Annotated in this window: 14 protein-coding genes; 12 read left to right on the top strand and 2 right to left on the bottom strand. The window is 72.3% G+C overall.

Annotated elements, in window-relative coordinates; translation table 11 throughout:
- The first annotated feature begins 87 nt into the window (after window positions 1-87).
- The 11 genes from ABZS69_RS13175 (at window position 88) to ABZS69_RS13125 (ending at window position 7,896) form a co-directional block, all read left to right on the top strand.
- Window positions 88-849 (top strand): methyltransferase domain-containing protein, encoded by a 762-nt coding sequence (locus tag ABZS69_RS13175; protein WP_355370520.1) that lies wholly within the window; start codon window positions 88-90, stop codon window positions 847-849.
- A gap of 29 nt (window positions 850-878) precedes the next feature.
- Complete coding sequence (locus tag ABZS69_RS13170) at window positions 879-1,043, top strand: hypothetical protein (RefSeq protein ID WP_355370518.1); 165 nt, start codon at window positions 879-881, stop codon at window positions 1,041-1,043.
- 63 nt (window positions 1,044-1,106) lie between these two features.
- A complete protein-coding gene (locus ABZS69_RS13165; protein WP_355370515.1) occupies window positions 1,107-1,487 on the top strand; it encodes a phage holin family protein in 381 nt (126 codons plus the stop codon).
- Window positions 1,484-2,182, top strand: a complete 699-nt coding sequence (locus tag ABZS69_RS13160) for a DUF3618 domain-containing protein (RefSeq protein WP_355370512.1) — start codon at window positions 1,484-1,486, stop codon at window positions 2,180-2,182. Before ABZS69_RS13165 ends, ABZS69_RS13160 begins: the two co-directional genes overlap by 4 nt.
- Window positions 2,183-2,229: 47 nt before the next feature.
- Complete coding sequence (locus ABZS69_RS13155; RefSeq protein ID WP_355370510.1) at window positions 2,230-2,658, top strand: protease inhibitor I42 family protein; 429 nt, start codon at window positions 2,230-2,232, stop codon at window positions 2,656-2,658.
- 59 nt (window positions 2,659-2,717) lie between these two features.
- A complete protein-coding gene (locus ABZS69_RS13150; protein ID WP_355370507.1) occupies window positions 2,718-3,437 on the top strand; it encodes a DUF1838 family protein in 720 nt (239 codons plus the stop codon).
- An 18-nt stretch (window positions 3,438-3,455) separates the two neighbouring features.
- On the top strand, window positions 3,456-3,860 hold the full coding sequence (locus ABZS69_RS13145) for an HIT family protein (RefSeq protein WP_355370504.1): 405 nt from the start codon (window positions 3,456-3,458) through the stop codon (window positions 3,858-3,860).
- Window positions 3,861-3,910: 50 nt separating this feature from the next.
- On the top strand, window positions 3,911-5,089 hold the full coding sequence (locus ABZS69_RS13140) for a histidine kinase (protein ID WP_355370501.1): 1,179 nt from the start codon (window positions 3,911-3,913) through the stop codon (window positions 5,087-5,089).
- A 33-nt stretch (window positions 5,090-5,122) separates the two neighbouring features.
- Window positions 5,123-5,869: a LytTR family DNA-binding domain-containing protein gene (locus tag ABZS69_RS13135; protein WP_355370499.1), complete on the top strand. Its 747-nt coding sequence runs from the start codon at window positions 5,123-5,125 to the stop codon at window positions 5,867-5,869.
- Entirely contained in the window at window positions 5,869-6,294 is a 426-nt protein-coding gene (locus ABZS69_RS13130; RefSeq protein ID WP_355370496.1) for a hypothetical protein, read from the top strand. Before ABZS69_RS13135 ends, ABZS69_RS13130 begins: the two co-directional genes overlap by 1 nt.
- A gap of 114 nt (window positions 6,295-6,408) precedes the next feature.
- Entirely contained in the window at window positions 6,409-7,896 is a 1,488-nt protein-coding gene (locus ABZS69_RS13125; protein WP_355370493.1) for a cation acetate symporter, read from the top strand.
- 12 nt (window positions 7,897-7,908) lie between these two features.
- Here ABZS69_RS13125 and ABZS69_RS13120 read toward each other — a convergent pair whose 3' ends face one another.
- Both ABZS69_RS13120 and ABZS69_RS13115 read right to left on the bottom strand, forming a co-directional pair.
- On the bottom strand, window positions 7,909-10,059 hold the full coding sequence (locus ABZS69_RS13120; RefSeq protein WP_355370490.1) for a helicase-associated domain-containing protein: 2,151 nt from the start codon (window positions 10,057-10,059) through the stop codon (window positions 7,909-7,911).
- A gap of 41 nt (window positions 10,060-10,100) precedes the next feature.
- The gene (locus tag ABZS69_RS13115) at window positions 10,101-11,135 is read right to left on the bottom strand and encodes a LacI family DNA-binding transcriptional regulator (RefSeq protein WP_355370487.1); all 1,035 of its coding nucleotides are present in this window, start codon (window positions 11,133-11,135) and stop codon (window positions 10,101-10,103) included.
- A gap of 11 nt (window positions 11,136-11,146) precedes the next feature.
- On the opposite strand from ABZS69_RS13115, the gene ABZS69_RS13110 reads away from it, so the two are divergent.
- Window positions 11,147-12,310: a PLP-dependent aspartate aminotransferase family protein gene (locus ABZS69_RS13110; protein ID WP_355370485.1), complete on the top strand. Its 1,164-nt coding sequence runs from the start codon at window positions 11,147-11,149 to the stop codon at window positions 12,308-12,310.
- The last annotated feature ends 12 nt before the right edge of the window (window positions 12,311-12,322 follow it).

Here is a 12,322-nt window from a genome sequence, read left to right as displayed (position 1 = left end):
CCACCCCGCCCCCACCGGGCCCGCGCCGCGCCCTCAGACGGGGGGTCTGCGGTGGGTGGAAGATCGGGTCCGCCTAGGATCCTGCACATGAGGTTCTCAGGGGCAGAGGGCAGATGGTCGGCCGGGCTGGGGACGCTGCGTGACGTCGTCCGGCAGGACCTCGTCACCCGCCAGCTCGCCGAGCACCTCCCCAAGACCTCCTGCCGCATCCTCGACGTGGGCTCCGGCCAGGGCACGCAGGCCCTCAGGATGGCCGCCAGGGGCCACCACGTCACCGCCCTCGACGCCTCCCGCGACCTTCTCCGCCTCCTGGAGGCCGGGATCCAGCCGGGTATGGGCATCCGGACGGTCCAGGCCCCGGCCGAGCGGCTGCGCGAGCTGTTCGGGCCGGGGAGCTTCGACGTCGTCCTGTGCCACGGCGTGCTGATGTACTTCGACGACCCCGACCCGCTGCTCGCCGACCTCGCCCGCCTCCTCGCGCCCGGCGGCGTCCTGTCGCTCCTCGTCCGCAACGGCGACGCCCTCGCCATGCGCGACGGGCTCATGGGCGACTGGGCGCGGGCGCTGCGGGCGTTCGAGGGCACCGGCTACGTCAACAGGCTCGGCGTCCCGGCCAGGGCCGACCGGCTCGACGAGCTCACGCGGCGGCTGGCCGTACAGGGGCTGGGGGTGCGGCAGTGGTACGGCGTGCGGGTGTTCTGCGACGCCGCGCCCTCTGACGCGCCCGTCCCCGAGGACATCGACGACGTGCTGGCGGCGGAGGAGCGCGCGGGCAGGACCGACCCTTACCGGAGGGTGGCCGCGCTGGTCCACCTCATCTGCGCAAAAGGTGAGGAAAGGCTTATATAAGCCGTACCTGAAGTTGTACCATATTCGGTATGAACCCTCCCGGATCGTGGTGCGAGCGGCCCAAGCCGCAGGCTCCCTCTTGTGAGCTCCCGTCTCCGTGGAGCAAGCCCAAGCAGCCGGACAACTGGTGTGAAACGCAGAAGGATCCGGTGCTGTCGGCCCTGGGATTCCTGCTCAGGGTCGCCAAGCGGTAAAACCGCGTGATAGAGGGCCGTTTGTCTGGGTAGTCGCCTTCCTCAGCGGAGGAGGCGAGCGTCGTGAATGACACCCACAAGCTGGTCAACGACCTCTCCGAGCAATTCTCCAGGCTCGTGAGGGACGAAGTCCGCCTGGCGAGGATCGAGCTGGCGGAAAAGGGCAAGCACGCGGGCTTCGGCGCGGGGCTGTTCGGCGCGGCGGGCATGGCCGCGTTCTTCGGCGGCGCCGCACTCGTGACCACCGTCATCCTGCTTCTGGCCCTGGTGCTGCCCGCGTGGGCGGCCGCCCTCATCGTGGCGGGCTTGCTCTTCGTCATGGCCGCACTGCTCGGCCTGGTCGGCAAGGGCCAGGTACGACGCGTCGGTTCGCCGATCCCGTCGGAGACCATCGCGAGCGTCAGGGCCGACATCGACATGGTCAAGGAGAGGGCACGGCGATGAGTGAGACCGATCCGGGACATCCCGGACAACACGCCGGAGACGTCGGCGCCCGCAGGGCGATGGTGGGCACGCCGACCGAACGCGAGTCCATCAACGTGCCCCCGACCCGGCCGGGGGCCGCCGAGAACGCCCGGCGGGTAGAGGAGGAACGCATGGCACACGAGACATTCCCCCCCGAAGCCCCCTTCGACAAGGAGCAGACCGAGGCCCTGGAACGCGAGTGGGCCGAGGCGGAGTCGCCGCGCCACCACCGCGGCGGGACGCGCCAGGCACACGGGACGACGGGACGCGGGACAAAGCACCGGGAAGAGGGCGATGTGCGCAAGGAGATCGAGGAAACCCGCAGGGAACTGGGCGACACCGTTTCGGCGCTGGCCGCCAAGACCGACGTGAAGGCCAGGGCCGCCCACGCGGCCGAGGCCGCCAAGGACAGGGCCGCGGGCATGGCCGGGTCCGCCAGGGACAGGGCGGCGGGTATGGCCGGGTCCGTCAAGGAGAAGGCGTCGGAGATGGCGGGCAAGGTCCGCGAGGGCACGCCCCACCAGGTCAAGGACGCCGCCGGACAGGTGCGGAAGGGGCCCGTGCTGCTCGTCGCCGCGGCGGGCGCCGTGACCGCCTTCGTCATCCGCCGCATGATGCTGCGCCGGCACCGCCGCCCGCGCATGACGCTGCGGCGCCGCCGCCCGTTCGGATAGGAGGGGACGGTACGGCCGGCGCCCACGGGGGCCGATACGCTGCCGTGGTGATTCGTCGAACGGCCGCCGCCGCCATCCTCGCCCTGCTGGTGACGGGATGCGGCGGAGGCTCAGCGGTGAGCGACTTCGGCACGCTGGTCAAGGGCGCCAAGGGCACGACCGTGCCCGTCGAGCTGCGCTCCGGCCAGCGCTTCTCGCTGGTCGTCGCCGACAACCCGTCCGTCGGCGACGACTGGAAGCTGGTCGCCGTGCCGGACCCGAAGGTCGCCTCGTTCATCAGCGAGGAGCACAAGACCGAGGGCAGCGGCGGGGTCGGGGCCGGGGGCACGACCTACTTCGTGTTCAACAGCAAGCGCCCGGGCACGACGGAGATCAAACTGTACGACTGCTGGCGGTGCGGCCAGTCCACGACGCCGCCCGACGAGCAGAGCCGGCAGCAGTCGGGCGAGGCCGTCTTCACCGTGACGGTCAGGTGAGCCCGGCGCCGGTCAGGTGAGCCCGGCGCCGCGGAACCCCGCCGGTTAGTGTGGGGATCATGGATTTCATCCGGGTGCGCGCCTCCTCCGACGGCGCGGAGACCATCTCCTATTGGACCGGCGACGTGTACGGCTGGCAGGACGACGGCGGGCCGCACCACCTGTTCGGGTTCGAGGGCCTGAACGTGGCCAGAGCGGTCGAGGCCGACGGCGGCTGGCAGCTGCTGACCAGGGAGGCCGCCCTCTACCTCGACCCGAGGACGAGGGAGGTGCTCGACACCTGGGACAACCCGCTCACCGAGCGGGCGGTCGAGGTGCAGCACGTCTTCAACGACCCGGTCAACCAGCGGCTCGGCGCCTACCCCGTGCCGACCACCCGCCTGGGCGACCAGGTGATCTACAACATCGACATCCGCCTGGCCTACCCCTCGCCCCTGAAGGTCGCCGACCACCCCGACAACTCGGCGAGCGACACCTACCGGGCGCTGGAGCTGTTCCAGTTCTTCGCCTCGGCCAAGGACCTCGACTCGGGCGTGCCGGACGTGCCGTGCGTGTTCTCGTGGTGCCGGGTCTCGCCGTGGCTGCCGTGGATGGCGATGGGGCAGCGCGGGGGCGGGCTGGTCTACCACTGCAGGGGCGCCAAGGTGGCCGAGGTGCCGCAGCGGCTGCGCGAGCGGGTGGGCGAGCACTTCCTGCACGCCCCCGCCGAGTGGTCGGCGCCCAACGTGACGAGCTGGACGGCCTTCGCGGAGCGGGCAGCACGACAGCCTCGCGGATGAGGCGGATAGGGTCGGGCGGTGAGCACTGACCTGTTCTGCGAGATCATCGCGGGTGAGCGACCGGCGACCATGGTCCACTCCGACGAGGTCGCGGTCTCGTTCCTGGACGTCCGGCCGGTCTTCAAGGGGCACGTGCTGGTCGTGCCGAGGGTCCACGTCGAGACGCTCGCCGACCTGGCCGACGTGGGGCCGTTCTTCGAGCGGGTGCAGGCCGTGGCCCGGGCGGTGGAGGAGGGGCTGCAGGTCGCCGGTACGTTCGTGGCCATGAACAACCGCGTCAGCCAGAGCGTGGCCCATCTGCACGTGCACATCGTCCCGCGCAACAAGAAGGACGGGCTGCGCGGCTTCTTCTGGCCGCGCACCACGTACGAGTCCGCCGCGGAGGCCGAGTCGTTCGCCGACCTGATAGCGAAGGCCCTGTGACAGCGGAGGGCCTCTGATGGCGGAGGGCCTCTGAGCTAGGCTCTGGCGGCGTGGAGTACGTGGTGGGCGTCACCGTGGTCGCGGTGCTCGTCAGCGTGCCCGCGATCGTGCTCTGGCGGGTCATGCGGGGGCGCCGCGAGCTGGGCACCAGTCCGGCGGAGCGGGCCACGTTCGAGACCCTGCACACCGCCTCGCTGGCCGGGCCGCCGCTGCGGGCCGGGCTGACCGCCGACGGCGCCGAGCGGGCCTCGCGCCACCTGCGCGCGCTGCTCGGCTCGGCCGCGCTGGCCATCACCGACCGCGAGCGGCTGCTCGTGTACGACGGCGCCGGAGAGCACCACGCCGACCAGGCGTTCGAGCACGCGGCGGCCACCTTGGAAGACGGCCGCACCCAGGTGCTGACCATCGACTGCGACCTGCTCGAATGCCCGATCCACCAGGCCGTGGTCGTGCCGCTCACCACCGACGACCGGGTCGTGGGCGCCCTGGCGGCCTACGGGCAGGACGCCTCGGCGGGCCTGGTCAGGGCCGCGCAGGAGGTGGCCGGGTGGGTGGACTCGCAGCTGGAGCTGGCCGAGCTGGACCGCTCGCGCACGCTGCTCATGGAGGCCGAGGTGCGCGCGCTGCGGGCGCAGATCTCGCCGCACTTCATCTACAACTCGCTCACCACGATCGCCTCCTTCGTCCGCACCGATCCGGAGCGGGCCAGGGAGCTGCTGCTGGAGTTCGCCGACTTCACCCGCTACTCCTTCCGGCGGCACGGCGAGTTCACCACGCTGGCCGAGGAGCTGCGCTCGATCGACCGCTACCTGATCCTGGAGCGGGCCAGGTTCGGCGACCAGCTCCAGGTGACGCTCCGGATCGCGCCCGAGGTGCTGCCGGTCGCGGTGCCGTTCCTGTGCCTGCAGCCGCTCGTCGAGAACGCCGTCAGGCACGGCCTGGAGAGCCGCAACGGCGTCGGCCGCATCACGATCATCGCCGAGGACGCCGGGGCCGAGTGCCGCATCAGCGTCGAGGACGACGGGCTCGGCATGGACCCCGACCGGCTGCGCCGAATCCTCGCAGGTGACATCCCCGCCTCGGGCGGCGTCGGGCTGGCGAACGTGGACGAGCGGCTGCGCCAGGTCTACGGCGACGAGTACGGCCTCGTGGTCGAAACCGCCCAGGGAGCGGGCACCAAGGTCAACGTCAGGTTGCCGAAATATCACCCAGGCGTCTCTGCCCGTTGACCTGGATCTTTCTTGTCGGTTTTATCACTGTCTATGGCGCAACTACGGGTCCTCGCGGTCGACGACGAGCTGCCGGCCCTCGAAGACCTGTCGTACCTGCTGCGTGCCGACCCCCGCATCGGCGAGGTGGCCACCGCCAGGGACGGCGCGGCGGCGCTGCGGCTGCTCGACCGCGCCATCGCCGACGGCCGGCCGATCGACGCGGTCTTCCTCGACATCCGGATGCGCGGGCTCGACGGGGTGGTGCTCGGGCGGCTGCTGTCGCAGTTCGCGAACCCGCCCAGGGTCGTGTTCGTGACGGCGTACGAGGAGCACGCCGTGGACGCGTTCGAGATCAAGGCCGAGGACTACCTCCTCAAGCCGGTACGCCCGGAGCGGCTGGCGGAGGCGATCCGGCGGGTGGCGGTCTCGGCCGACGTGCCGGCGGAGGTGGGGGAGACCGACACGATCCCGGTCGAGCTGGGCGGGGTGACCCGGTTCGTGTCCAGCGCCGACGTGATCTACGTGGAGGCGCAAGGGGACTACGCGCGGCTGCACACGGCCACGGGCAGCCACCTGGTGCGGATCCCGCTGGCCACCCTGGAGGAGCGGTGGGCCTCGGCGGGGTTCGTCCGCGTGCACCGCAGCCATCTGGTGGCGGTCAAGCACATCGAGGAGCTGCACATCGACTCGGGCAAGTGCACGGTGCGGGTCGGGGACACCGAGTTGCCGGTCAGCCGCCGCCACACGCGCGAGCTGCGCGACCTGCTGGTGCGCAGAGCCAGGAAGGCGAGGTCGTGATGAGCCAACCGCGTCCAGGGCGCCGGGCGCCCCTGCCCCGCGTGGAGGCGTCCCGGCGCGAGGCCCCGCGCCGGGTGGCCGTGACGAGCCCGCGCACGGCCGCCGCCCGCCGTCCGCGCTACCCGGGCACCCGGGAGATCGACGAGCAGACCCGGCTCGGCGAGGTCTACATGCGCTCGTTCCTGCGCACCCAGGTCCGGCTGGCGCTGTTCGTCTGCACGGTGCTGGCGTGCGTGGTCGGCGGGCTGCCGCTGCTGTTCCTGCTCATTCCCGAGCTGCGCTCGGTGCACCTGCTCGGCGTCCCGCTCCCGTGGGCGGTGCTCGCCGGGCTCATCTACCCCGCCTTCGTCATCGGCGCCTGGCTGTACGTGCGCCAGGCCGAGCGCAACGAACGCCACTTCGCCGAGCTGGTCAAGCGGCCATGAGCACGGCGATGACCGGACGCGCGCGAGCGGCGGAGCCGGTCGCATGAGCGAGCGTAGCGAGCGACCAATTAGACACAGCTCTGTCAGGCTCATGCGCCCGACGAAGGAGGGCGCATGAGCCTCGCGGCGGTGCTGGTGGTCGTGGTGGCGGCCGTGCTGATCGGCGCGTTCGGGATCAGGGTCTCCCGCACCACCTCCGACTTCTACGTCGCCTCCCGCACCGTCAGCCCGCTCTGGAACGCCTCGGCCATCGGCGGCGAGTACCTGTCGGCGGCCTCGTTCCTGGGCATCGCCGGGCTCATCCTGTCGTTCGGCGTGGACATGCTCTGGCTGCCCGTCGGCTGGACCGGCGGGTACCTGGTGCTGCTCGTGCTGGTGTCGGCGCCGCTGCGGCGCTCGGGCGCGTACACGCTGCCGGACTTCGCCGAGGCCAGGCTGGAGTCGATGGCCGTGCGCCGCACCGCGAGCGTGCTCGTCGTGCTGATCGGCTGGTTCTACCTGATGCCGCAGTTCCAGAGCGCGGGCCTGGTGCTGCGGGAGATCACCGGCGCGCCGGTGTGGGTGGGCGGGCTGCTGGTCGCCGTCGTCGTGGCGGTGAACGTGCTGTCCGGCGGCATGCGGTCGATCACGTTCGTGCAGGCGTTCCAGTACTGGCTCAAGCTGACGGCGCTGGCCCTGCCGCTGGTGTTCCTGCTGATGGCGTGGAAGGCCGACGGCGCGCCCGCGGTCAGCCCGCAGGACGCGGCCACCTGGCAGGTGCCGCTGGCCGGGGGCAAGGAGTACGGGCTCTACTCGACGTACTCGCTGATCCTGGCCACGTTCCTGGGCACCATGGGGCTGCCGCACGTGCTGGTGCGCTTCTACACCAACCCGGACGGGCGGGCCGCGCGCCGCACGACGCTGGTGGTGCTGTCGCTGCTCGGGGCCTTCTACCTGCTGCCCGCCGTGTACGGCTGGCTCGGCCGCCTCTACGCGCCCGACCTGGTCCGCACGGACACGGTCGTGCTGACGCTGCCCGAGCGGATGGTCGGCGGCACGGTGGGCGAGCTGCTGACGGCGCTGGTGACGGCGGGGGCGTTCGCCGCGTTCCTGTCCACCTCGTCGGGGCTGACCGTGTCCGTGGCGGGGGTGATCGCGCAGGACCTGCTCAAGGGCAGCGTGCGCTCGTTCAGGATCGCCACGCTGATGGCGGTGGCGGTGCCGCTGGCCCTGGCGTTGTGGGCGCGGGCGCTGCCGGTGGCTGACGTGGTGGGGCTGGCCTTCGCGGTGGCGGCCTCGTCGTTCTGCCCGCTGCTCGTGCTGGGCATCTGGTGGCGCCGCCTGTCGACGACGGGGGCGCTGGCCGGGCTGTTCGTGGGCGGCGGGCTGGCGTGCGCGGCCGTGCTCGTCACGATCGTCGCCGGTCCGTACGACGGGCCCGCGGGGGCCTTGCTGAGCCAGCCGGCGGCCTGGACGGTGCCGATCGCGTTCGCGGTGATGGTGTCGGTGTCGTTCCTGACCCCGCACCGCGTGCCGCCCGGGGTCGCCAGGACCATGGTCAGGCTGCACACCCCGGAGGACCTCGACCTCGACCGCGGCGACTGGCGCCCCCGCTCGTCGTGATCCCGCGGGCGGTCAGGGCAGGTACGCCTCCTTGATCCGGGCGCGCTGGTAGGTGTGGTCGGTGCCGCAGTCGTGGCAGTAGCCGGACACCGTGCCACGGGTGAGCTCGATGTCCTCCATGTAGTGCTCGCGCCGCTGCCAGACGATGACGATCGGCTCGCCGGTGACGGAGGCCACGGCGAGGGCCTCGGCGGGCGTGGCGGGCTCGCCGCCGTGGAGGATCGCGGTGGCGTCCAGCACCGGTTCGGACTCCACGGGGAGGCGGCGGCGCTGGGGAGGCTCGGCCTTGACGGTGCCGTCGGGGGCCAGGGCGACCGGGGCGTGGCCGCTCTGCCGCAGCAGCTGGAGGGTCTCCTCGGGAGGCAGGGCGCTGAGGGCGACCGTGGGGGCGACGGGCCGCAGCGCCAGCTTGCGCAGGGCCTTGGTGCCGCACAGCTCGGTGATGAGCGCCGGGTCCTCGGCGGTCAGCACGCAGGCGGCGGAGGCGACGCGGACGGCGCCGTGCCTGCGGGCGACGTCGGTGACGAGGTAGCTCAGCGGCTGGGGGACGGCCTTGGCGGAGACGCGGGCCAGCTCCTCCAGCAGGCCGTCGGCCGTGGTCCCCGCGTCCAGCGCCCGGCGCACGCTCTTCTGCGAGAACCGCCACACGCTGGCCCGGTCGCGTGACTCCAGGTCGGCGCAGCCGTTCAGGAACGCGGTCAGCTCGGGCGCGGGCACCCCCGAGACGATCGCGGTCAGGTCGTTCTGCAGGGTCACGGTGCGGGACGGCGCGGGGAAGCGGGCGGCCACCTCGGCGCCGTCGAGGTGGGCGCGGCCGAGCTCGGTCAGGGCTCCCTCGTGGACCATCCCGAGCAGCTCGCCCTCGCGCAGCGCGGCGGCGACGAACTCGGTGGCGGCCTGCGCGAACTCCTTGACCGCCCTGGTCCGCCACTCCACGGCCGGGCGCAACCCGGCGGGGGTCGAACCCCGCCCGGGAGGAAGCGTCTGGAGCACGCGCAGCGTGGCCCGCCGGATCTCGCCGGCCCCGGACTCGAACTGGTACGGCGGCGCGTGCGGTGTCATGTGCTCGGGGCAGCAGCCCGTCACCCGGAACGTGGCCGCCTGCGGCACGGCCAGCCAGGTGTCCACCAGGGCCTTCCACCGCGAGGCCGGGTCCAGGCCCAGCCAGGTGTCGGCCAGGGTGGTGCTGACCAGCCGCTCGCCCGTCTCGGAGGCGATCAGCTCGGTGCCGAAGGCGAGGTCGAGCCAGAGCGTGACCGCCTGCTCGGTGGCGTCGAGGGTCTTGGCCGTCCGCTTCAGCTCCCGCGCGCCCACCCCGCCCGCCTTCAGCTCGGCGATGGGCTGCGTCCCCGCCAGCTCGATCAGCGCCTCCATCCGGTCCACGGCGGCCAGCGCGGCGGCGAGCCCGTCCGGGTCCGCGGCGAGCTCCGCGGACGGCACGTCCGGCTGGCCCGTGAGCTCGGGCTTCCAGCCGTCGCCGCGCAGCGCGAGCGCGACCTCCATGGGCAGCTCGTACTCCCAGCCGTCCCGCACCACGAACCCGGCCTCGGCCAGCCGCGTGACCGGATGGTCCGCCTGGCCGGTGCCGTACCAGACCGCGTGCTGGTAGACCGGCTCCCCGTCCGCCATCGACTCCAGCAGCGTCACGGCGGCGGGCGGCAACGTGGCGGCGCGTGCCCGTACGGCCGGGCCGTCGCCGACGATCTCCGCCGCCTGCGCGAGCACCTCCGGCCTGCGGCCCTTCGGCTTGCCGCCCAGCCCCTTGACCAGGGACTTCAAGTCCTCGGCGGTCAGCTCGCGCAACGGCCGGCCCAGCCCGAACGGGTTCGCCCACAGGCCCGGCCGGTGCGGCGAGGTCACCGTGCCCGCCTCGCCGTCGCCGTCGAGCACCACGAGGCCCCAGGCGGCCAGGGTTTCGAGCGTCTCGCCGAGCCGGTCACCGGGATCGTGGACCAGCTCGGCCAGCGCCGCGCGGCTCGCCTCGCCGCCCAGGATCTGCAGCGCCTGGCTGGCGAGGTGGCAGTCGGCGTCGAGCGCGAGCAGGGCGGGGACGGCCAGCTCCGGTGCCGCCAGCAGGCGTTCGAGCGCCTCGGGGGAGGGGGCGGCGGCCAGCTCCGGCCTGTTGTGGAGGAGGCGGGCCAGGTCGGCGGCGGGAAGAGACACACCTCGACCCTAGCGAGACGGGCGCCGCGCACGCACGGTGTTCAGCCGGGCGGCAGCTCGCCCGAGCCCCGGGCCACCAGCTCGACCGGGACTTTGACGCGGCGGGGCGACGGCGACGGGTTCAGCAGGAGGTCCACCGCGCTGCGGGCCAGGCGGGCCGTGTCGTAGCGGACCACCGTCACCCCCGGGTTGAACACGTCCGCGAGGGCGAAGTCGTCGAAGCCCACGTAGGCGGGCCGCTCCGGCCGTTCCCGCAGCGCCTGCAGGATGCCGATCGCGGCGCGGTTGTTGGTGGCGAAGAAGGCCGTCGGCGGGTCCGGGAGGTCCAGGAGGCGGCCCACCTCGTGCGAGACCCGCCACGGGTCGAAGAGCCCGCGGACCGTCAGCGTGTCGTCGGCCGGCAGCCCGGCCGCGCGAAGAGCCGCGCGGTAGCCGGTGGCGCGGTCGTGGACCGAGCTCACGCCCTCGTCGTCCGAGACCAGCGCGATCCGGCGGTGGCCGCGGGCCAGCAGGTGCTCGGTCGCGGCCCGGCCGCCCCGCACGTCGTCCAGCAGCACCACGTCCGCCGAGTCCAGGCCCGGCGGCACGCGGTCCACGAACACCGTGGTGAGCGAGGCGTGCTCGGCCAGCCACGAGTGATCGGCCGCAGAGGGGACGACGATCAGGGAGTCCACGCCCCGCGCGTACATCGACTCGATGAGCATGCGCTCCTTGTCGGCGCTCTCCTCGTACGAGCCGAACACCACCAGCGCCTCGTGCCGGGCCGCGGCGGACTCCACGGCGGCGGCCAGGCGGGAGTAGAACTCGTTCGAGATGTTCTCCATCACCAGCCCGAGCGTCAGCATCGTCGCGCCCCTGGCCAGGCGGGCGGCGGCCTCGTTGCGGCGGTAGCCGAGCGCGCTGATCGCCGCCTGCACGCGCTCCTGCAGCAAGGCCCTGACGTGCGGCTCCTGGTTGACCACGCGGGAGACGGTCTTGAGGCTCACGCCCGCGTGCCGGGCCACGTCGGCCATGGTGGGCTTGCGGGTGCTTTCGCCCCGCGAGGCCGCCCGGTCACCCAGATCCCTGGCTGTCATAGTCTGCCCCCATGGATGACGAATGGATCTGTGGCCGGTTGGGCGAGGACGAGCCCTGGGCGTTGGGCGCGGTCAACCCGCCGGTGTTCGAGAACTCGCTGTTCACCTTCGCGACCGCGGAGGAGCTCGGTGAGGCGATCAGGAGCGAGGACGAGCGCTACGTCTACTGGCGGGGCACCAACCCGACCGTCGACCTCGCTCAGCGTAAGCTCGCCGCGCTCGAGCGGGGGGAGCGTGCCAAGTGCTTCGGGTCGGGAATGGGAGCCATCTCGGCGACCATCTCCTCGCTCGTCAAGACCGGGGACCACGTGCTGGTGCTGGGCGCAGTGTACGGCCCCACCACCCAGTTCCTGCGTTACCTGGAGAAGTTCGGGATCACCCATACGCACGTGAACGACCTCGCGGAGTGTGACAGCGCTATCAGGGCGAGCACCCGTCTACTGTACTTCGAGTCGCCTTCCTACATGGCCTACGCCGTGGTCGACATCACGGAGGTCACGGCGTGGGCGCGGGAGCGCGGGCTGGTGAGCGTGATGGACAACACCTGGTCCACGCCGATCTTCCAGAAGCCGCTGACCATGGGCGTCGATCTCGTCGTGCACTCGCTGTCGAAGTACATCGGCGGGCACAGCGACCTCGTGGGCGGCGTCGTGGTGGGCCCCTCCCGGCTGATCAGGCCGCTCGCGCTGACCGAGTACCAGCTCTACGGGGCCGCCATGTCGCCGCACGACGCGGCCAAGGTGATCAAGGGGCTGCGCACGCTGCCCGTGCGGATGGCCGCGCACCAGGAGCGGGGGCTGGCCGTGGCCGAGTTCCTGTCGGGGCATCCGGCCGTGCGGGCGGTGAACCACCCCGGGCTGGCCTCCCATCCCGGGCACGCCATCGCGAAGCAGCAGATGTCGGGGTTCTCCAGCCTGTTCAGCCTGGAGCTGGACACGGAATCGCGCCAGGAGGTCGGCCTTTTCCTCAATAAGTTGCGACATTTCAGGATTGGGGTGTCTTGGGGAGGCTTCGAGAGCCTGGTGAACGCCCCCGCCCTGTCCACCGAGGAGAGCGTGCGGGCCACCATGGGCATCCCCGTCGGCCTCGTGCGCCTCTCGGTCGGCCTGGAGCCCGCGGAAACGTTGATCAAGGATCTCGGTCTAGCGCTGGAGGGGGTCGGTCGCCTAGCGTGACTGACAGCGCTG

Source organism: Nonomuraea sp. NPDC005650 (assembly GCF_040605375.1).
In the GTDB taxonomy this organism is placed as follows: domain Bacteria; phylum Actinomycetota; class Actinomycetes; order Streptosporangiales; family Streptosporangiaceae; genus Nonomuraea.
This window is presented reverse-complemented; position numbering and strand designations above follow the sequence as displayed.